At 44.0% G+C, this 20,986-nt stretch carries 23 protein-coding genes; 10 read left to right on the top strand and 13 right to left on the bottom strand.

From position 1 onward, the window contains the following. From EPL05_RS17000 to EPL05_RS16970, 7 genes are all read right to left on the bottom strand, one after another. Entirely contained in the window at window positions 1-1,065 is a 1,065-nt protein-coding gene (locus EPL05_RS17000) for a sensor histidine kinase (RefSeq protein ID WP_128535189.1), read from the bottom strand. Between the two features lie 77 nt (window positions 1,066-1,142). Further along, window positions 1,143-1,682, bottom strand: coding sequence for a YceI family protein (locus EPL05_RS16995; protein ID WP_128535188.1), 540 nt, complete (start codon window positions 1,680-1,682; stop codon window positions 1,143-1,145). An 87-nt stretch (window positions 1,683-1,769) separates the two neighbouring features. After that, the gene (locus EPL05_RS16990; protein WP_128535187.1) at window positions 1,770-3,083 is read right to left on the bottom strand and encodes a carbohydrate porin; all 1,314 of its coding nucleotides are present in this window, start codon (window positions 3,081-3,083) and stop codon (window positions 1,770-1,772) included. A 23-nt stretch (window positions 3,084-3,106) separates the two neighbouring features. Then, window positions 3,107-3,751, bottom strand: a complete 645-nt coding sequence (locus EPL05_RS16985; protein ID WP_128535186.1) for an HD domain-containing protein — start codon at window positions 3,749-3,751, stop codon at window positions 3,107-3,109. A gap of 60 nt (window positions 3,752-3,811) precedes the next feature. After that, window positions 3,812-4,054, bottom strand: a complete 243-nt coding sequence (locus EPL05_RS16980; RefSeq protein WP_243837315.1) for a helix-turn-helix domain-containing protein — start codon at window positions 4,052-4,054, stop codon at window positions 3,812-3,814. Window positions 4,055-4,418: 364 nt separating this feature from the next. Continuing rightward, window positions 4,419-4,910 (bottom strand): hypothetical protein, encoded by a 492-nt coding sequence (locus EPL05_RS16975; RefSeq protein ID WP_128535185.1) that lies wholly within the window; start codon window positions 4,908-4,910, stop codon window positions 4,419-4,421. Beyond that, a complete protein-coding gene (locus tag EPL05_RS16970; RefSeq protein ID WP_128535184.1) occupies window positions 4,911-6,083 on the bottom strand; it encodes a THUMP domain-containing class I SAM-dependent RNA methyltransferase in 1,173 nt (390 codons plus the stop codon). It abuts the gene before it with no gap. An 82-nt stretch (window positions 6,084-6,165) separates the two neighbouring features. Here EPL05_RS16970 and EPL05_RS16965 point away from each other — a divergent pair, with 82 nt between their 5' ends. Then, window positions 6,166-6,528, top strand: coding sequence for a DUF3127 domain-containing protein (locus EPL05_RS16965; RefSeq protein WP_128535183.1), 363 nt, complete (start codon window positions 6,166-6,168; stop codon window positions 6,526-6,528). 209 nt (window positions 6,529-6,737) lie between these two features. Here the strand turns inward: EPL05_RS16965 and EPL05_RS16960 are convergent, their stop codons facing one another. Beyond that, window positions 6,738-7,298, bottom strand: coding sequence for a lipocalin-like domain-containing protein (locus tag EPL05_RS16960; protein ID WP_128535182.1), 561 nt, complete (start codon window positions 7,296-7,298; stop codon window positions 6,738-6,740). Window positions 7,299-7,438: 140 nt separating this feature from the next. Between EPL05_RS16960 and EPL05_RS16955 the strand changes: the two genes are divergently transcribed. Beyond that, window positions 7,439-8,293: an AraC family transcriptional regulator gene (locus EPL05_RS16955; RefSeq protein WP_128535181.1), complete on the top strand. Its 855-nt coding sequence runs from the start codon at window positions 7,439-7,441 to the stop codon at window positions 8,291-8,293. 135 nt (window positions 8,294-8,428) lie between these two features. Here the strand turns inward: EPL05_RS16955 and EPL05_RS16950 are convergent, their stop codons facing one another. From EPL05_RS16950 to pdhA, 4 genes are all read right to left on the bottom strand, one after another. Then, window positions 8,429-8,896, bottom strand: a complete 468-nt coding sequence (locus EPL05_RS16950) for a hypothetical protein (RefSeq protein ID WP_128535180.1) — start codon at window positions 8,894-8,896, stop codon at window positions 8,429-8,431. A gap of 351 nt (window positions 8,897-9,247) precedes the next feature. Continuing rightward, window positions 9,248-9,382, bottom strand: coding sequence for a hypothetical protein (locus tag EPL05_RS24500; RefSeq protein ID WP_262708199.1), 135 nt, complete (start codon window positions 9,380-9,382; stop codon window positions 9,248-9,250). After that, window positions 9,383-11,125 carry a dihydrolipoamide acetyltransferase family protein gene (locus tag EPL05_RS16945; RefSeq protein ID WP_128535179.1) on the bottom strand — a complete coding sequence of 581 codons (1,743 nt, stop codon included), beginning with the start codon at window positions 11,123-11,125 and terminating at the stop codon, window positions 9,383-9,385. A gap of 34 nt (window positions 11,126-11,159) precedes the next feature. After that, window positions 11,160-12,155, bottom strand: coding sequence for a pyruvate dehydrogenase (acetyl-transferring) E1 component subunit alpha (gene pdhA / locus EPL05_RS16940; RefSeq protein ID WP_128535178.1), 996 nt, complete (start codon window positions 12,153-12,155; stop codon window positions 11,160-11,162). Between the two features lie 765 nt (window positions 12,156-12,920). Between pdhA and EPL05_RS16935 the strand changes: the two genes are divergently transcribed. After that, a complete protein-coding gene (locus EPL05_RS16935) occupies window positions 12,921-13,502 on the top strand; it encodes a C40 family peptidase (protein WP_128535177.1) in 582 nt (193 codons plus the stop codon). 64 nt (window positions 13,503-13,566) lie between these two features. After that, on the top strand, window positions 13,567-14,694 hold the full coding sequence (locus EPL05_RS16930) for a CapA family protein (RefSeq protein ID WP_128535176.1): 1,128 nt from the start codon (window positions 13,567-13,569) through the stop codon (window positions 14,692-14,694). On the opposite strand, the gene EPL05_RS16925 is transcribed toward EPL05_RS16930, so the two are convergent. Continuing rightward, complete coding sequence (locus tag EPL05_RS16925; RefSeq protein WP_128535175.1) at window positions 14,691-14,876, bottom strand: hypothetical protein; 186 nt, start codon at window positions 14,874-14,876, stop codon at window positions 14,691-14,693. The two genes, EPL05_RS16930 and EPL05_RS16925, sit on opposite strands and share 4 nt — an antisense overlap. Before the next feature lie 717 nt (window positions 14,877-15,593). On the opposite strand from EPL05_RS16925, the gene EPL05_RS16920 reads away from it, so the two are divergent. The 6 genes from EPL05_RS16920 (at window position 15,594) to EPL05_RS16895 (ending at window position 20,959) form a co-directional block, all read left to right on the top strand. Beyond that, a complete protein-coding gene (locus tag EPL05_RS16920) occupies window positions 15,594-16,046 on the top strand; it encodes a 3-oxoacyl-ACP synthase (RefSeq protein ID WP_128535174.1) in 453 nt (150 codons plus the stop codon). Between the two features lie 146 nt (window positions 16,047-16,192). Continuing rightward, the gene (locus EPL05_RS16915) at window positions 16,193-16,606 is read left to right on the top strand and encodes an RNA recognition motif domain-containing protein (RefSeq protein ID WP_128535173.1); all 414 of its coding nucleotides are present in this window, start codon (window positions 16,193-16,195) and stop codon (window positions 16,604-16,606) included. 216 nt (window positions 16,607-16,822) lie between these two features. After that, the gene (locus EPL05_RS16910) at window positions 16,823-17,332 is read left to right on the top strand and encodes a lipocalin family protein (protein WP_128535172.1); all 510 of its coding nucleotides are present in this window, start codon (window positions 16,823-16,825) and stop codon (window positions 17,330-17,332) included. 115 nt (window positions 17,333-17,447) lie between these two features. Further along, window positions 17,448-18,011, top strand: coding sequence for a ribosome recycling factor (gene frr, locus EPL05_RS16905; protein ID WP_128535171.1), 564 nt, complete (start codon window positions 17,448-17,450; stop codon window positions 18,009-18,011). A 156-nt stretch (window positions 18,012-18,167) separates the two neighbouring features. After that, window positions 18,168-19,112: a bifunctional helix-turn-helix transcriptional regulator/GNAT family N-acetyltransferase gene (locus EPL05_RS16900; protein WP_128535170.1), complete on the top strand. Its 945-nt coding sequence runs from the start codon at window positions 18,168-18,170 to the stop codon at window positions 19,110-19,112. A gap of 92 nt (window positions 19,113-19,204) precedes the next feature. Then, window positions 19,205-20,959 (top strand): ABC transporter ATP-binding protein, encoded by a 1,755-nt coding sequence (locus tag EPL05_RS16895; RefSeq protein WP_128535169.1) that lies wholly within the window; start codon window positions 19,205-19,207, stop codon window positions 20,957-20,959. Window positions 20,960-20,986 lie beyond the last annotated feature (27 nt).

Genomic DNA, 20,986 nt, shown 5'->3' with positions numbered 1-20,986 from the left:
TTAACTTTTTAACACTGGTATATTTGGAAAAGGTAAGATCTGCTTGGTTTTTTGGAGGGTGAAACCAAAGGTGGAGCCCAGGCCTTCGGTACTGCGTACGTTGATGGTTTGCTGGTGTGCTTCTATGATATGTTTTACAATAGCCAGCCCCAATCCCGAGCCGCCAATTTGCCTGGAACGGCTGGTATCGGTACGGAAAAACCGCTCGAAAAGGCGGGGGAGGAACTTTTCCTCGATACCCATACCATCATCGGTAACCTCTACAAGCACCTGTTCGTGCAGAGTGAAGATGCTAACCGAGGTTTCGCCGCCTTCTTTACCATATTTAAAGGAGTTGTCTATCAGATTCACCAGCACCTGGCGGATCTTCTCCCGGTCGGCATTTATGTAGATGCCGTCGTCGTATTTTTGTTTAAAGGTAAGCCTGATGTTGTGGTGTTTAGCTTTTAGCTCCAAAGATTCAAACACGTCTTTTACCAGGTCGTTTATTTTAAACTTGCTGTAATTGATAGGGATCTCGCCCGATTCCAGCTTGGAGATCTCATCCAGATCTTTGATCAGGTAACTCAGCCGGTCTACATTTTTTGAGGCCTTCTCCAAAAAGTTGGCGGCGAGGTCTTTGTCCTCAAAGTCATCATCCTGCAAAGCCTCAATATAACCCTGTATGGCAAAAAGCGGCGTTTTGAATTCATGCGAGATGTTAGACAGGAAATCGCGGCGGAAACGTTCTTGTTTCTTCAGCTCGTCAACTTCTATCTTTTTAAGCATAGCCCATTCTTTTACCTCTTCTTCTACATCTTTTATAGGGTTGGCGCTTACGTGTTCGCCCAGGGCGTCGCGCAGGTCGCGGCCCAGTTTAAGGTTATGAATGAGCTTGTAAATGAGTTTTATTTTGGAGTAAATGTATTTTTCTATGAGGTAGTAAAATACAATGTAGCTGCTGATGAGGGTCACCAGGAAAGTGATCATCATATCGTACCACTTATGCTGAAAATAATAATTTACCGCCGAAAGGCTGATGGCTACCGCCGCCGAGTTAATAAGCACTAATACACGCAAATTCATAGTGTAAAGTTACACTTTGTATGCGATGATTTTGCAGCCTGCCTGCCCGTGCAGCGTTAAGTAATTGTTACTAAAAATCAGGACCGGCTTGTGGCCTCAGCTTCTATGGTGATGGCAATTTCATCCGAAAGTATCATGCTGCTGCCACCAACCCCAAAATCGAGACGATTAATTTTGAAGGTGCCCTTTAATACCGATGCTCCTCCGGCGTTACTGTAGCTGAAGGGGATGCTGATGAGTTTGGTTTTATCTTTAATGGTGATATTGAACTGCCCTATATAGTTGCCGGAATTTTTGCGACTGAAGGAAACAGAGTGTATTGTGATTTTGGGGTACTTAGATATGTCTAAGAAATTCACACCCTTCAGGTGTTCATCGCGTAATTCGTTATCGGTATTAATCGTAGTTACATCGGCTGTCGCTTCAATTTTGCTGGCAGCTAAATTTGCAGGGTCAAAATCCGCGGTGCCTTGCAAACTACTGATAGAGCCGCCAATGGTGAACCCGGCATTCTTTATTTTAAAGGTCACCAGCGATTTACCGATATTGTTTTTCTCCTGCCCAAAAGCGGTTTGTGTGGCCACGAAGATCAAGAGTGCAAAATATACTTTTCTCATAAGAGTTTGAGCGGGTTTTGTTAACTGACTTGTTTCGTGCCCGTTAGTTTAACGGGCACGAAAATAAGTATCGATAAAGCCTAACCATTAAAATTCAACATGCGCCCTTAACGAAAATACGTTTACAGGGCCTCTATCATGGTTATAAGCGGGGTTGGCAATAAACTGGTAGTCGGGCGTGAGCCAAAGTTTGCCCTGGTAGGCGTTAATTTTATAGTAAAGTTCAGCTATCAGTTCGGTGGCGTAGTTTAGTTTGCCATCGCCTATAATAAAGCCATAGCCGCCTGCCGCCAGGTAATCGCGGTGGGGTTTAGATATGCCGTTGCCAACAAACGCCAGCCCCAGTTCATCATCTTTACGGTTCCAACCGCCGCCTTTTAGCACAGCGCCTAAACTTACCGAGCGGTCTATCTCGGTAAATGCCCAGGTTTCGGTTTTGCCGTCGTTATAGCTTGCTTTAGCAAATACACCAAAGTTATCGCCCAGATATTGGTCGGCGCTTATGCCGAAGCCAAACTTGTGCTTCCCGTAAACTAAGTTGGTATCTACAACGGGATTAACTGAGTTTTTAGCCAGCGCCAGGCGATAATCGCCCATTTTGCCGTTGTTGCGGAAGCCCAACAACCTTACTGTGCCCTTGCGCCCGTTAAGTGTGTAGCGTTTTTCGTATTCGAGGGCCTGGGTGTTGGCATGGGCTACCTGCTGGTCCCAAATGGCACCGTTGGCAGATGTAGTGGTCATGGTAAAGGCAAAGCGCAGGGCCCAGGTTGGTTGGCCCAATTCGGCCATAGCGCCCATTACGTAGCCGCGGGTATTGGCGGGGTAGTCCCACGCACCGTTATCCATTAAGCTCCAGTTCATAAACTGCGAGCGGGCATCGTGACTAAACTCGTTCCCGTCAAAAAAATCGGCCATGCCAAATTTGCCAACGGTAAAGTTGAGGTAGCGTTTACTTATTAGCCCGGCTAATTGGTTCACATCATCGGCAAGGGTGTTTTTTTCGGTACCCCATTCAAAATTCTGGGACAAATACAGGCGGGCTATATAAATTTTAGGTTCCGCGCCGCCAACCCTAAAGGTTTCGCCATTTGGGAAACTGGCTACACCAAGCGTTTTACTAAGGCCCGAGCCGCCCGACATCTCAGGATTAAAATAGGCGGACGCTCCTTTCCACAACCTTGCACCACCAAAAAAGGTTGTGGTTAGCGAGGTTTGGGTTTCTTTTAAGGTTGATAAGCTGTGATCGCCTGTGTAAGGCGCGCTAAAACCCAGTTTAGACTGGGTAATTACCGTTTGTTGAAAATGGAAATTGAACCGCTGTTTTTTAAATGTATCCTGCGCAAGGCTGGCTGTACAAATAAACAGGGATGCTGCAAAAAGAATAAGGGGGGCTTTATTCATAACAATATGATAGAAATGGGTGATTACTGTACTTCGCTGTAAAACTGCTGTAAATAGCTTTCCATAAACTCGTGGCGTTGCTGCGCCAATTGTTTACCGGTTTCGGTATTCATTTTATCTTTTAGCAATAAAAGCTTTTCGTAAAAATGATTGATGGTAGGGGCGGTGGTGTTTTTATACTCAGCCTTACTCATGCTAAGGTTGGGCTTTAATTCGGGGTTGTATATTTCGCGGCCTTTAAAACCACCATAAGTAAATGCGCGGGCAATGCCAATGGCACCAATGGCGTCAAGCCGGTCAGCATCCTGTACCACAGCAAGTTCCGGCGAATAAAATGTGGCTTTATCAAAGCTTGATTTGAACGACATGTGCCTGATAATCTGCTGCACATGCTCAACAATGGTGGCATCAACATTGATACCGGTAAGGAAATCGCCGGCGGTTCTGGGGCCTATCTCTTCATCTCCGTTGTGGAATTTACTATCGGCAATATCATGCAGCAGGGCAGCAAGTTCAACAATCAGGATATCGGCATTTTCGGTTTGGGCAATGCGTTTGGCATTGGTATGTACACGCTTAATATGCCACCAGTCGTGGCCTCCTTCTGCGTTTTTTAGGGTGTCCTGTACAAAACCGGTGGTTTGGGCTATAATATCTGCTACGCTCATCTTTTACAATTTGCTGCAAATATATTTATCAGGGAATAAGATTGGTGTATAAAAAAGGAATTATGCGGCTTCGGCTTTTTCGGTTTTGATGAGTTCCATCAGTTCGGTCTCTAAAACATCAGCTATCTGGAACAGGCGTTCGAGTGTTATTTTGGTGTAGCCCAGTTCTATTTTACTGTATGCGTTTTGCGAAATATTAAGTTTTGCGGCTAAATATTCCTGCGTGTAATTTAATTCTTCGCGCTTATTGCGAATGTTGGCAGCTACTGCTTTTACTTTAAAATTTAGTAAGTTCTTCATCATCACTATTTACAGGGGGATTATTAATTAACATACAAACGAAATTCTTTTACAAACGGATTTTGATTTATATGGTTGTAATTAATTTTTTTTCGGAAAAAAACAATGTACCATGTAATTAACTGTGAAAAAATCGGGCCAGAAATTTTTTGATATAGAGGAGTGGACGAAATAAATTCGGGGTAAATATCCCTTTTACACCGAAAATGCATTCGAAAATTTCCTTGTTTTTGCAGTTTTTATCGAAAAAAAGGGATGATTTTATACTTTTTAGGAAGAATATAATACCACAAAAACCATCGGAAAACTGCCTGATGGTTTTTGTAGAAAATGGTTAGACGGTAATTTTGGGGCTACCCCCAATTAATTACAGGTCGTATTTGATTACCACGGTGGGCAGTAAGGTTGCCGAGTTTAGCGGGATCTGGTCGTTAGATACAATGGGTTTGCGGGTGCTGTAAAAATCGTAGGCCGCTTTTTGCACTTCGGCTTCGCCGGATGATGGGCTGTTGTAACCGATAGAGAACGGGATGATAAAATCATGAAATTTCTCCTTGTTCGGGATGATCCATTTTTTTGTTGATTTTTTCAGCGCCTGGATCACCGGCATGGTTAGCAGGTAATCATCGGCGTAATAGATCACAATTTTTTGGATGTTGCCATTAACATCTGCTGTGAATTTAAACACCGCCATGCCGGTAGCTTTTTTCGCTTTTATATCGTTGCCAATTTGCAGGCTATCTTTAAAAAAACGGGTCATTACCGGGTTGCCCCCCTGGAAAGGGAACGCCAGGTCGCCTTCCTGTGCTTTGCAATAAACTGATGATAATAACAAGGCAATAATTAATAGCTTCTTCATTTAATCTACTTTTGGTTCGCGTTTGCTGCCTTCGTACAATTCGTACTCAAACAGTCGGCAATCTAATTTGCCGTTGTAAAACTCAATTTTGCGGGTAGGGCGCAGGCCAATCTTCTTGGCCAGGTCCGGGTTGCCGGTAAAAACGTAACCGCGGTAACCGCCGCACTGTTTTTTAAGGTAATCGCCAATACGGGCGTACGTTATTTCCAGTTTGGTATGCACGCCAAGGCGCTCGCCGTACTCGGGGTTAAACATTACCACGCCAGGACCTTCCGGTACTTCCGTATCCGCAAAATCACAAACGCTAAACTCTATTAAATGTTCTACGCCGGCAGTATTTGCGTTTTTGCGGGCAATATCCACGGCATCGTCAGAAATATCTGTAGCAATAATTTTAAAATCGACCGCCTTCTTTGCTTTATCCTTCAGCTTACGGCGCTCTACAAAAAATACCTGCTCATCATAACCCATAATGTGCATAAAGCCATAATTCATGCGGAACAGGCCCGGGTGCTTATCGGTAGCCAGCAAAGCGGCCTCGATAGCTAAAGTGCCCGACCCACACATCGGGTTGATGAAGGTGCTCTTCATATCCCATTTGGTAGCAATAATGGTTGATGCCGCCAGCGCTTCCAGCATAGGTGCCTTGCCCGGTATTTTGCGGTAGCTGTGCTTGGCCAGGGTTTCGCCCGATGTATCTATATAGATATCGGCCTTGTCATCCTGCCAGTACAGGCTGATAACGGTTTTGTTGGCTTCGGCACCGCTGTTTGGGCGGATGCCTTTTTGCGCTTTTATCCTATCAACAATGGCATCTTTTACCTTTACGTTGGCAAACAGCGGGGTAAGGATGTGCTCGTTATTAACGTTAGATGTTACCGAAAAATAGCCGGTAAAATCTATCAGCTTTTCCCATTCTATTTGCACCAGCTCATCGTAAAGCTGGTTGGGGTTTTCGGCTGTAAAGCTTTTTAATAGGTATAGCACCTGGCTTGCGCAGCGCAGGTTAAGGTTAAGCGCAATGGTATCGGTAACGGTACCAACTAACTCAACGCCTGTTTGGAAAACACGGGTGGGCGTAAAGCCCAGTGCTTCAACTTCCTGCTGCAGGTAAGGCGAAAGCCTTTTGTTGCAGGTGATTATGATTTTACTCTCGGTGTGGAAAACTTGCATGATATATTTTGCGAATTTATGAATAAATAACCCCGGTTTTAATTTCTTACTGCTAACTTTACATTTTAAATATTTCGGAACTATGGAAATCAAAGGTAAAGTGTATGAAGTGTCTCCAACCACACAGGTTACGGAGTCGTTAAAAAAGAGAGAATTAATACTTGAATATATCGAGAACCCACAATATCCCGAGTATTTGAAGTTTGAAGCTATACAGGATCGTTGCGCATTGCTGGATAATGTGAAGGTTGGCGAAGACGTTGAAGTTTTCTTTAACCTGCGTGGCCGCCCGTGGACAGATAAAACAGGTAAAAAAACCTATTTTAACTCCCTGCAGCTTTGGAAACTGAATGCATTAGGTAGCGCAGGCACAGCCAGCACACCAGAATATGCGGCCCCTGCAGATATCAGCTCAACCGCTGATGACGACGATCTGCCGTTTTAAGTGAGTGGAAAGTAGAGGATGGTGAGTGGTTTTAACTGCTGCACCGTTTAAACATATAAAAGGCTTTTCGGATTATTCCGAAAAGCCTTTTTGTTTTTCCACCTAACTGCGAAATTTTCGGAACTGTAATATGTTTCCGCGGTTACCCCTAACGGGGGATATAAACGATGGCGGTATACGGTACGTAAACAACGGGGTAAATCTCTTTACTATTTTGATCTCACACGTGTCCAAATAGAGGCCGCAATGGTTCCGGCTCCTGCATTGGCGGGCAATTGATAATATAGCTCGTCGCCTTTAAGCGTGTACTGCCTTGTTTGGCTGGTGTGCTCCCAGTTGGGGTATGCGGCGTAGTCGATATCAAACTGCAATAGCTTTTTGGCGGTGTCTATTTTAATGTGGCCTGCATGTGTGCTGAGCCCCAAAAGGGCCGAGGCGTATTCTCCGGGGGTGCCGCGTTTCTTATCGCCCGATGCAAATTTGGGCCGGTCGGTTTTGAAAATTTGCAGGGAGTACTGCCCCTCCGCATCAATCATTAAAACACCTTTTGCATCCTTACCTAAGCCAGGGTCGGTAATATGGGTTCCGTCTGGAAGGATTACCTCCGCGGCTTTCAGCGTCCACGTGCCGGCGAGGGGGAACATGGAAGATTGGCCACCTCTTGGCGCTATGATCTTTCCTTTATTTGGCTTTGAACGGGTGTTATTGGTTTGAGCCATTACCGAATAAACGGAGAAGACCAATAAAATAAGGGCGAATGCTTTTTTCATTTTTTTTTGCTTTTATGGTGAATTCTGTGCGCTGCTTTTGCTGAAACGGTCGCAACAGCTTAATTGCATAAAGCAAAATTGTACAATTTATCTCCTTGGTTATCTGTACATTTTTACACTTATTCCGTACTTTCACACTCATGAAGGGAGCAACGTTATACCGGCAGTACGAAATAGAATGGATAGAACTGCAACGCTACAGCAGGCCGGCAAAACGGAATAATTTTTTTGAGCTGATCTATGTAAAAGATGGCACCGGCATACAAACCGTAAATAAAAACCATTTCAATTATCGCAAGGGGAATTTGTTTTTACTTACGCCGCAGGATGTGTATTCATTTGACATTGATACCCCTACCACGTTCTTTTTCCTTCGGTTTAACGAACTGTATGTGAAGGATAACATCAGCAAGGACAAAGACGCTGTGAGGCAGGTAACCTATATTTTGCAGAATGCAAGCCATCGGCCGGGCTGTATCTTAAAAAACAAAGCCGATAAGCCCCTGATTGCATCACTTATCAACAGCATCCTTACCGAGCAAACCAATCAGCAGCTGTATTACAACCGCATATCAGAGCAGATAATTAACACCATAATTACCATTGTTGCCCGCAATATTGCTTTAAAGCTCCCCAAGAATATCAATGAAGCTACGGGCGAGCCTATCCTGGATATGTTAAATTACCTTCAGCAAAACATTCTCGACCCTAAAAATTTACGGGCCGAAAAACTGAGCAGGCTTTTTAATATTTCTCCCAACTACCTGGGCCGGTATTTTAAAAAACAAACAGGCGATACCCTGCAGAATTATATAGCCAATTATAAAATGCGATTAATTGAAACAAGGCTGTTGCACAGCGATATGCGCATAAACGAAATTGTGTACGAATTTAACTTTACCGACGAAAGCCACCTGAACAGGGTATTTAAAAAGCACAAAGGCATAAACCCGTCCGAGTTCAGAAAAATGTACAGTACAGAGATGGGGGTGTAATTGGTGATAGTCGCAAGCGTGCCCGGCTTGTGTTGGCTTAGCAGAGCGGCATTGCTTTTCACCGTGTATAGTTTGCATGATGGCTACCTTCCTGTGGGTAGCCTTTATACGCTGCTGGCAGCGGGACTAATTTTGTTATTTAGGAACATCATAAAGTATAGAATCTGGCAGCGACTGCTTTCTGCCATAATGCTCTGCTTGATTTATAACTTCTGTTCTAAACCTATTTGCAATCCGATCTATTTCTTTATCCCCTAATAAAGTTCTATTGTTGACTAAAGTATCGGTAAGGTTTTTGCAGTAAATTGTTTCTATCCAACATGGCGCGGCGTTAAAATTAATCATATACCATTCATCAGGATTATTTTTAAAGTGAATAATGCGCTCTTGCTCTTTTAACGGCTCTCCTGATAGGAAGATGTAATTTATCGAATCGGGGATGATTAAGTTTTTATTTACTACACTATCAACATATTTGGTCAAGAAAATGCTGTTTATACGGCTGTCGTTAAATGTTATACTTAAATAGCTAAACTCTGTCATCTTATAACAGCCTGATAGCATAAATAAACAGACGAGTGAAAGTATTTTTTTATTTAACATGCAGTTTTTTTCATTCTTAATAAGTTATTACAAATTGTAAAGCTGTGGTGCAACACAATATAGTGCCATTATAAGAGCTGGCTGTGGGAAAAGGCTACTCGTGCCTAACCTGGCAGGTTGCAAATTCCCTAAATATACAAAAGGCCCTCCGGAATATCCGAAGAGCCTTTTGTATACTGCCACTGCAACTATATGTTGCTATTTAATTCTCTTTAACAATCCGCTTCACGGCAACATTTGCGCTTTGTTTTACGGTCAAAAAGCAAATCCTGTTGCGGGGCAGGTTTATTTTTTTGCGGAAACTGACGCCGGCGGCTTTATCGCTCCAAAGAGCTTTGCCTTCGCTGTCGGTTAATTTACATCGGCAATATTTTTGGCCGCCAGGGTAAGGCTTAAAGCGGCTTTACCTGTAAAAAACTCGGACGATAAATTCAGATCGTTGATATCCAGCGCTCTTTTAAATCCGAGATCGAAATTCGAAATCAATTATATCATCATCCTCACCGGTTCTTCCAGTAGTGATTTTAGTGTTTGCAGGAATGCGGCAGCTGATGCGCCATCCACCACGCGGTGATCTGCACTTAGCGTAACCTTCATTATATTGCCTGGTACTACCGCGCCATTTTTAACAACCGGAACCGCTTGTATACCGCTTACCGCAAGGATACATGCATTTGGTGTGTTAATAATAGCGGTGAACTCGTCAACACCAAACATACCAAGGTTTGATATGGTGAAGGTAGAGCCTTCCATTTCGGCAGGTTGTAATTTTTTGCTTTTTGCTTTACCGGCAAACTCTTTTACCTCTTGTGAGATGTGGCTAAGCGATTTACCGTCGGCAAATTTAATAACCGGTACCAGCAGGCCTTCGTCTACCGCTACGGCTACGCCAATGTGTACATGCTCGTTGGTACGGATCTTATCGCCCAGGAACGATGAGTTGATAGCAGGGTGTTGTTTTAAGGCAACGGCGCAGGCTTTCAATACAAAATCGTTAAAGGAGATCTTAACCGGCGCAACATCGTTCATTTTACCACGGGCGATGATCGCCTGGTCCATATCTATCGACATGGTAACATAGAAATGCGGCGCGGTGAACAAGCTCTCTGATAACCTGCGGCTAATGGCCTTACGCATTTGCGTAACAGCGCGCTCGCTGAATTTCTCTTCGCCTGTAAAGGTTGGCAATACAACCGGTGCCTTCGCAGGTGCAGCAGCCGGAGCTGATGTAGCGGCGGCAGGTGCAGCGCTCTCAGCAGCAGGCTGGGCCAGCGGTGCCGCGGCAGCCGATGGTGTAAAGCTCTCTATATCTTTCTTAATAATGCGGCCGCCATCTGCGCTGCCTTTTACATCGTTAAGGTTAATGCCTTTATCTTTTGCAATTTTACGCGCTAAAGGCGATGCCTTTACACGGCTATCGTCTTCGGTAGAACCAGATGAGGCAGTTGCAGTAGCGGTTGCAGTTGAATCAGCAGATGCAGCTGGTTCAGTTTCAGTCTCGCTGCCACTACCACTTTCTGCTGCAACTTCTTCAGTACCACCATCCAATAACGGGGTAATATCGGTACCGGCTTTACCTACAATGGCTATAATGCCATTAACAAGGGCGGCTTCGCCTTCTTTAACACCTATATATAACAGCGTACCGGCTTCGTAGCCCACAACTTCCATGGTGGCCTTATCGGTTGCCACGTCAGCAAGGGAATCATCTGCCTTTACGGTATCGCCAACTTTAAAGTACCATTTTTCAATAGTTCCTTCGGTCATGGTATCGCTAAGCAATGGCATCCGTATTACGGCGGCCGGAATGCTTGACAGATCTACTTTTGGTTTTGGTTTTGCCTCCACAGGAGCAGCTGGCTTCGCGTCTGCAGGTGCTGGAGCGGTAGCAGGCTTTTCTTCCGGCTTAGCAGCTTCCGGCGCTTTTTCTTCGGCGGCAGGTGCGGCCGGCGCAGATGCTGCTCCGTCTAACAGTGCTTTATAGTCTTCGCCTTCTTTCCCCAATACAGCTATAACAGCATCAACAGGTACAGCGTTACCTTCTTCAACACCAATGTAAAGCACGGTGCCGTCCTGGTACGATTCAAAATCCATAGTGGCTTTATCGGTTTCTATCTCGGCTAAAACATCGCCCGATTTCACCTTGTCGCCAACTTTTTTATGCCATTTTGCCAATACCCCTTCGGTCATGGTATCGCTCATTTTGGGCATTTTAACTACTTCAGCCATATACTGTTTGTTGTTAATATTTTAGGTATAATAATTAGTCGCGAATGTAAGGGTAGTCCTGCTGCACGTAAACATCGGTATAAAGTTCCGATGCCTCAGGCCATGGCGACTCTTCGGCAAATTTCACCGCTTCGTCTACCTGTGCTTTTATTTTGGCTTCAATTTCTTCAAACCATTGGTCGTTGGCGTAGCCTTCTTTTTGTATAGCAAGTTTTACCACTTCAATAGGGTCTTTTGCCTTGTAGCTTTCCAACTCTTCTTTGGTACGGTATTTTTGCGGATCGCTCATCGAGTGGCCCTTGAAACGGTACGTACGCATTTCCAGGAAGGTTGGGCCTTCGCCGCGGCGTGCACGTGAGATAGCCTCGTCCATAGCGTTATGCACTGCAACCGGGTCCATCCCATCAACAGGAGATGAAGGGATACCGTAAGGCAAGCCTAATTTATAGATATCTGTTTGTATGGTAGTACGCTCTACAGATGTACCCATGGCGTAACCATTGTTTTCGCAAACAAAAATTACCGGGAGTTTCCACAGCGCGGCCATATTAAAGGTTTCGGTTAATGCACCCTGGCGTACAGCACCATCGCCCATATAGGCAATGTTTACGTTATCGGTACCTTTATACTTTTCAGCAAAAGCTACACCTGCACCCATAGGGATCTGGCCGCCTACAATACCATGCCCGCCATAAAAATGGTTTTCTTTGTCGAACATGTGCATCGAGCCGCCTTTGCCTTTTGAGCAGCCGGTTGCTTTACCATACATCTCGGCCATAATAGCGTTTGGGTGCGTACCTTTTGCCAAAGCGTGCGCGTGGTCGCGGTAGGCAGTTATCATACTGTCTTCGTGGCGCATAACCGACATGGCGCCGGCCAACACTGCTTCCTGCCCAATATACAGGTGACAAAATCCGCGTATTTTTTGCTGGCCATATAATTGACCAGTTTTTTCTTCAAACTTACGCATCAGGAGCATGGACTCATACCACATCAGGTAGGTGTCTTTCGTTATTTCGATTGAACTCATTTGATAAAAACAATTCTTAGAGAATGTGCAAATCTAATTATATCTCGCAAATAACCGAAACTGCAACGAATTTGTTGTAAAGATTTATTTAACATGAAAGTAACCTTTCTACCTCAAAAACGCCGATTTCGGCAAAAGCAGAATATCATTTGGATAGTGTGTAATTAATACGCTTTGCCGCAATGCAATATATTACTTTCCCGCAATAATCTTTTCGCTGTTTGATTAATTATGGTAGATGGCTTTTACCTGTAAAAATGCCCTTCCTGCCGTTATTGCGCAGATGTTCGCTTGTTTGAAGACTATCGGTTGCCTGGTGACTATCTAACTGCATAAAAATTTTGGAAAAAACGCAAACGTTTTAACAGTACACCCAACTGTCGTAACATCAACGCCAGGCGCTATACAACTCATCGGAATCCACATCTGTTGTGTTGTAAAAATCGCAGATCGACCTTATTTGGTAGTCGCGAAAAAATTCAAAATTTGATTTTTTTCCACAGTTTACACTTTTGGCATGCTTTAAAAGGAAAAAATATTAGCCATTGAAAATTAGTTGGTTAACTATTTAATGGGCCTATAAATATTTACTTCAACGATAACTTTATTAACATTGGTTAATATTTTTCACCGTAACGAACATGAAAAATATTTCATAATTTATTTGGAGGTGTAGATTATTTGTATAGTTTTGTATCTAACAATAGACACAACGTCCAATTTAATATACATTTGTTGCCCTAATTCAACAAAAAACCAAATTAAATGAAGAAATTCGCACTTGCTATTGCATTATTTATGAGCGTTTTAGCCGCACAGGCTCAAACAAAAAGTGTTCCAACTCCATCTGTAGAATCTGACGATCAGGAGTCATTAGCCAAAGATTATCTTTCACAAATTATGGGCGTGGCCTTATCGGCTACGTCAAACATGAAACTTTTTAATTTCGTGCACGATTGGATTGGTACTCCTTACCGTTTTGGCGGCAGCTCAAGAAAAGGAATAGATTGCTCAGCATTTACCAAGCAATTGTATAGCGATGTGTTTAACTTAGCTATTCGCCGCAACTCACGCGACATCTTTAGTATGGTTAACCCGGTGGGTAAAGATGATTTGAAAGAAGGCGACCTGGTTTTCTTTAAAATACACAGCCGCAGCATTTCGCATGTTGGCATCTACTTAGGCAATAACAGGTTCGCTCACGCTTCATCTCGCGGTGTAGCTATCAGCAGCCTCGATGATGCTTACTACAGTCGCTATTTTTACAAAGGCGGTCGTATGTTGGAGTCGTTTAAAAACGAACTGACCAGCAGCAGCGCGGACCAGCCCGGACCAGATAATAATTGATTAAACCTAAATTATTTATAATTCCCCAATCCTTCCATCCTAATATGGAGGGATTTTTTTTGCCATGAAATTAGGCTTAACACTCATTTTGCTTTTTTGCTCAATCCTCCTGTTTGTGGGCTGCAACAATCCCACTGCACACCGGCCTGCCAAAACGGAACCGGCAGCAGAACCCGTCGCGGTTGAAACTATCGCTTCGCCTGCAGATACTGCCATTAATATTGCTGCCGTTGGCGATATAATGCTGGGTACCGCTTACCCAAACATTAACAATTTACCGCCCGATAGCGGAAAGAATAGCTTTAAATATGCCCTGAAAGATCTGCGCGAAGCCGATATAGCCTTTGGCAACCTGGAAGGCGCGCTCATAGATAGCGGCGCCCCTGCTGCTATGAAATTGAGGTTCCGTAGCAAGCCCTACCTGTTTAAAATGCCCGAGCATTATGGCGGTATTTTTAAAGACGCCGGTTTTGATATTTTAAGCGTGGCCAACAATCACAGTAACGATTTTGGGTTGAAGGGGCGTGTGAATACAGTAAAGATATTAGATAGCCTGGGTATCCATTACGCCGGGTTAAAAACATCTCCAACAAAAGCCTTCACCTTAAATGGTGTGAGATATGGGTTTTGCGCGTTTTCGCCTAACAGCCAAACAGTATCGTTGCTGGATATTAAAGCTGCAACAGTTATTATACAAAAGTTAAAGCGGCAGAGCGATGTGGTGATCGTATCGTTCCATGGCGGTGGCGAAGGTGTTGCTTTTGAGCATGTACCCTGTGTGTCCGAATTCTACAACGGCGAACGGCGGGGCAACGTAAATGCATTTGCACACGCTGCAATTGATGCCGGTGCCGATGTCATTTTAGGAAACGGCCCGCACGTAAGTCGTGCACTGGAATTATATAAAAACAGGCTGATCGCTTACAGCCTCGGTAACTTTTGCACCTACCGAAGCGTAAGCGTGGCCGGTATTTGCGGACTAGCCCCTATGTTAAAATTGCGCATCAACAAAAAAGGCCAGTTTTTACGTGGCCAAATAGTATCCTATAAGCAATCGCACGACAAAGGCCTGCTTCGCGATACGCTTAACCGCGCCTCCCGTCGTATCAAAACGCTTACCGAAAACGATTTTGAAGCTTCGGGTTTAATCATTTCCGAAACCGGGGCAATTATGCCCGCTGCCTTAAATTAAGCTTCGTCTTTAGTATTGCGTACCAGGCTGATCCCCGTAGAGAAAAACAGTACAGATATAATGCCGATAACAATTAAGGTAGTTGCAGCACCAGTATGGTTAATAATTTCAATACCGGTCCAAATAAGGCCGGCGATGCCGAGCACGGTAAGTACGGCTCCGAAAGTGCGTTTTAAATTCATTTTTTTTAACAGGTTAAGTTTGTGTATAAAATATGTACAGCTATTAACCAAATTGGTGGTGGTTTGTTTTGGCTACCCGGCTAAAAGAGCAACGCCCGGCAATGCTTATTGCTATAGTTTTGTATTTAGGGCAAAAATTGAAGCAGATATCAGCCCCTGCTTAATATTGTTCTGGTAAGAAACTAAAGGAAAGGCTTGGGCTGCAGAAAAGCCGGGTTAGAATTAGGGTAGAAATATGCCAAGCCCGCGAATTTAAAAGCAAGCAAATTCGCGTAATAGATAAAGCCCAATTTATCTTAATGGCACCACAGCAAAAAGCCCCATCAATATCAGCAGAATAGAAAGCAGTATTAATGTAAATGTATATCCTTTTAAAGCACTTTGTTTAATATGCCTGATCATGTGTCCTGGTTATGTATCTTCCATTACGCGGCAAAATGTCAAACGCAACAATGCAGATAATATTTTTTTTGCCCGATTGTTTGGCCGGAGGACTAAAAATTTAAAAGATTTTATCATTTGCAAGTAATTTGAGATGGCTTTACACAACATTTGGGCAATACATTTCGTTTAAAACAGCGTAAGTGCATCCGCACTTATAATTGTGATAAGGTTTAGGTTGAAAGTCCCCGGCAGCGAGTGCACGGGGGCTTTTATTTTTTAAGCCGTTTTGATTGCGGTTTTATTTAGCATCTTCGTTTTTTCAGGATAACCAACATGAGCGATATAAAGGAGAAGCTGCACGCGTTATGTGTTGCCTATGTAAAAGGCCGCATGCAAGCCGCCGAACAGGCCATAGCCGAAGCACAACAAGCCGCCAACAACGATACCAAAAGCAGCGCCGGCGACAAATATGAAACAGGGCGCGAAATGGCCCAGCAGGAAACTAACCGCAACCTGGCCCAATTGAACGAGGCCAACAAACTAATGGTGGCGTTAAACCAGGTAAGTTTTAATGGCGCATCTGCCACTGTCGATACCGGCAGCCTTGTAACTACCAATAACGGAGACTTTTACATCGCCATAAGCGCCGGCAACCTACTGCTGGATGGCAAAAACTACTTCGCGGTGTCGCCGGCTTCGCCAATTGGCCTTAAATTAAAAGGCAAAACCGGGGGCCAGGAATTTAACTTAAACGGCAAAAGCTACTCCATCAGCTCTGTTTTTTGAGAAAACAGCCATAAATAGCGCTTTTTAATAAAATAAAGCCAGTAGTTTGATAAATTATTGTACAAGTGATTAATATCTATTCTATATTTGGTGTAAACAATAAAATGACAGGAAGAAAAACTGATCATTACTAAACTAATTTTTTGATGAACATATTCGTAGGAAGCCTTCCTTACTCTTTAGAGGAAGCAGATTTAAAAGAGCTTTTTGAAGCTTATGGTGAAGTAACCACCGTTAAAATTATTATTGACAGAGAATCTGGCCGCAGTAAAGGCTTCGGATTTGTTGAAATGTCTGACGATGAAGCAGCTCAAAAAGCAATTTCTGGCCTAAACGGTTCTGAAGTTAGCGGCCGCTCAATTGCGGTTAGCCAGGCTGAAGACAAAAAACCGGGCGACCGCAGAAGCGGTGGTGGCGGCGGCGGTTACGGCGGCGGCGGTGGTAACCGTGGCGGCGGTGGCGGTGGCTACTCAAGAGACAGTAGAGGTGGCGGTAGCGGCGGTGGCGGCGGCTACTCAAAAGATAGCAGAGGCGGCGGCGGCGGCGGTAGCCGTTGGTAGTTCTGTAAAGATTTTAGCAAAGCGCTGTTTCAACCAGTGCTTTGCTAATGTTTTTATTTGCACGCTTTCATACATTTTGGTGGCGTGATTTTTTATGCGCTATGGTCCCGGTTATTTCCCTTCCATGGCCGGATTTTCTCGCCGTATGCCATCCCTTTCCGTAAAATTAAACCGTCGCAATAAAACCGCCCTTTCCGCAACTTCGTTTTTATAAGTATGAAAACGATATATGCCATAGCCCTCATCCTATTTACAACTATTACCGGCATCCCCAATAAGCCGGTTGCTCAAGTAGATCTGAAACGTTTTGCAGGCACCTGGTACTCGCTGTACTCTATCCCTACCATGTTTGACAAAGGCAGTAGGGAAACCACAACTACCTACACCTGGAATGCAGGGAAGGCCTATTATGATGTTGTTACTAAATGCAAAAAAGACGACGGCAGCGATAAGAGCGTAAAATCAAAGCTGTTCCAGGTAGAGGGTACTAATAACGCCGAAATGAAAGCCCAGTTCCTGTGGCCCTTTAAGGTAGATTACTGGGTGATAGATCTCGCCGACGATTATTCTTACGTGGTAGTTGGCCACCCCGATCATAAATTCCTCTTTATTATGAGTCGCAAGCCATCCATCAGCAAAAAAACTTACGACGAACTGGTTGCCAGATGCAAAGCTATGGGCTACCCGGTAGAAAAACTGGTATCGCAAAAACACGGCGGCGTTTAATCTGTTGCTCATCTCAAAACCAATTAACTAAATTACTTGCATAAAACGCGTTGCGGGTAAAACCTTAATTAGGGGCTTTGATACTTTTTATTATTTTTGTCAAAAATCTTAAACAATGAGCGAACTCATTAAAAAACAAGTAACTGATGCAAAAGCTTTAATGGATAAAGCAATTGCACACGCAGATAGCGAATTAACCAAAATACGCGCAGGCAAGGCAAACCCAAGCATGCTGGATGATATCAGCATTGATTATTATGGCACAGCTACCCCGCTTAGCCAGGTAGGCAGTGTTAACACGCCCGATGCGCGCACCATTATAGTGCAGCCATGGGAGAAAAACCTGCTGCCGCTTATAGAGAAAGCCATTAAAGAGGCCAATCTTGGCGTTAACCCGCAAAATGATGGCATCATCATCCGCATCAACATACCGCCACTTACCGAAGAGCGCCGCCGGGATTTGGTTAAAAAAGCAAAAGGCGAGGCCGAAACGGGTAAAGTTGCCGTGCGCAACATACGTAAGGATGCTAACGAAAAGATCAAAAAATTAAAAACCGAAGGCGTTTCTGAAGACGAAATAAAAGTTGGAGAGGCAGAAGTGCAAAAGCTAACCGATGCTTACATTATTAAAGTTGATCAGTTATCAGAAGCTAAGGAAAAAGATATCATGACGGTTTAAGTTTGCTTAAACTGCTGGGAAAAGGGAATGGCCGTTAAGGTTATTCCCTTTTTTTGTTGGCCTAAAGTAATAAAAGTTAATACGAATGATTTTTTTTGAAAAGTTTTAAATAGATACTTATATTTGCGTAATTGATTACGTAATTTATTTCTCATTATGGAGTTTTATAACAAAGTAGGTAAAATGGCGCTCGGCAGCAGGTTACGCAGGCTAAGCGAATTGGTTACCGACCAGGCAAGCAAAGTATATGAGCTGTACGATATCGGGCTAAATCCCAAATGGTTCCCTGTGTTTTATGCGCTGGCCGGAGGCGAGAATAAATCTATTATGCAAATAGCTCAGGAGATAAACCACTCGCACCCCTCTGTAAGTACTATTGTTAAAGAGATGGTGAAAAGCGGCATAGCACAGGAGATCCCCAACCAAAAGGATGGCCGGAAGAATTTTATTGGCCTCACAGTAAAAGGGAAAGATATTAACGAGCGCATACAAGTGCAATACACCGATGTAAACGCCGCCGTAGAAAACGCGCTTAACCAAACCCAATACAACATTTGGAAAGCCATTGAAGAGTGGGAATTTCTGCTGGAACAAAAGAGCCTGTTTAAACGCGTGGAAGATGAGAAAAAGCTCCGCGAAGCAAACGACGTGCGAATAGTTGCATACCAGCCCGAACACCAGCAATCCTTTAAGCAACTGAATGAGGAATGGATAACGGAAAATTTTAACATGGAAGAGACAGATCATAAATCGCTCGATCATCCACAGGAATACATCTTAGATAAAGGCGGCGTTATTTTGATCGCATTGTATAAAGGCGAGCCGGTGGGCACATCTGCTCTTATTAAAATGGACGGCGGAATGTACGAGCTGGCAAAAATGGCGGTATCTCCAAAAGCAAAGGGCAAAGGCATTGGCTACCTGCTGGGGCTTGCTTGTATGGAGAAAGCCCGCTCAATTGGAGCGAAAACGCTTTACCTCGAAAGCAATACCAAACTAAAGCCTGCTATAAATTTATACCATAAACTGGGCTTTAAAAAAACAAGCGGACTACCCTCACCTTACGAACGCTGCAATATCCAGATGGAAATGGCGCTATAACTACGGGTTGTTACTTTGCCGCACAAATAACGGCATTGTCAAATTAAAGGGAATGAGCTTCTTAGCCGTTCCCTTTTTTTAGTTTTGCATTAATGAATATACTCTTATCCTACTTAAAAAATTACCGCGGAGTTGTAATTATCGCGCTCTTGCTTGCCGGCATCAACATCGGTTTCTCCTTACTCGATCCTTACATTAGCGGCCGCATACTTGATAAAGTTATTGGTGGCCGTGCTCATTATACTTACCATGGCTATTTAATGGCTGCCTTAACCTTTGTTGGTGCCGCAATTGGCGTGGCCATGGTATCGCGCATCGCCAAAAACTTCCAGGATTATTACACCAGCATCATCACCCAAAAAGTGGGTGCTAAAATGTATGCCGATGGTTTAAAACACTCGCTCGAACTACCCTACCAGGTTTTTGAAGACCAGCGTAGCGGCGAAACTTTAGGCATTTTGCAAAAGGTGCGCTTAGATTGCGAAAAGTTTATCACCTCGTTCATCAGCATCCTGTTTGTAAGCCTCACCGGTATGCTGTTTGTTATCTTTTATTCGCTCAGCATTAGCTATAAGGTAACACTGGTTTATTTAGCGGCTATCCCAATTATCGCTTTCGTAAGTATGGTGTTAAGCCGTAAAATAAAGGTGATACAGAAAAAAATCGTCGGCGAAACTACCGCCCTTGCCGGCTCAACAACCGAATCGTTACGTAACATTGAACTGGTAAAAAGCCTTGGGCTGGCCAAACAAGAAATTGAACGCCTGAATAATACTACCTATAAGATCCTCGATCTGGAGCTAAAAAAAGTGAAATACGTACGCAGCATGAGCTTTGTACAGGGCACTACCGTTAACCTGGTACGCAGCAGTATGGTTGTAGTATTATTGATCCTGATATTCGAGACAACCATCACTCCCGGGCAATACCTAAGCTTGTTATTCTATTCATTCTTCCTGTTTAACCCCCTACAGGAGCTTGGCAACGTTATATTAAGCTGGCGCGAAGCAGAGGTATCCTTAGCCAACTTTAAAGGCATCTTAAGCGTACCTATCGACAAGAAACCCGAGAAGCCTGTGCTATTAGAAAAAATAGAGACGCTTACCTTTACTAATGTTAGTTTTAAACATTTAACTGCCAACCGCAACGCCTTAAACCATATCGAATTTGAAACTGTTGCCGGCCAAACCATCGCGTTTGTTGGACCATCCGGATCGGGAAAGAGCACGCTGGTAAAATTACTGGTGGGCCTTTATCAACCATTTGCAGGCGAAGTAAGTTATAACAGCATCCCAAGTAATGAGATAGACCTGGACCAGCTGCGCGAGAAGATAGGCTTTGTAACGCAGGATACGCAGCTATTCTCCGGCACAATTCGCGAGAACTTGTTGTTCGTTCGCCCGGAAGCTACGGATGAGGATTGTATGAATGTACTGCAGCGTGCGGCCTGCCAAACTTTATTATCCCGTGCCGATAAAGGGCTGGATACGGTAATTGGCGAGGGTGGTGTAAAAGTTTCCGGTGGCGAAAAACAACGCCTGTCCATAGCCCGCGCTTTACTACGCAGGCCCGATATTTTGGTGTTTGATGAGGCTACCTCTTCATTAGATTCTATCACTGAAGAAGAGATAACCGATACCATCCGCGATGTTTCTGTACTGAACGATCATATCACTATCCTGATAGCGCACCGCCTATCCACTATTATGCATGCCGACAGGATCTTCGTGCTGGAGAAAGGCCACATCATTGAAGCCGGCAAACACCAGAACCTGATAGACCAAAAAGGCCTGTATTACGCCATGTGGAGGCAACAAATAGGCGAGAAGTTTACGGTAGAAGTGTAAATATAGGGAGCTACTAAGCGCTAACCG

The organism is Mucilaginibacter gilvus (assembly GCF_004054195.1).
GTDB classification, from domain to species: domain Bacteria; phylum Bacteroidota; class Bacteroidia; order Sphingobacteriales; family Sphingobacteriaceae; genus Mucilaginibacter; species Mucilaginibacter gilvus.
The sequence above is the reverse complement of the archived record's forward strand: the minus strand, read 5'-3'. Positions and strand labels throughout refer to the sequence as shown.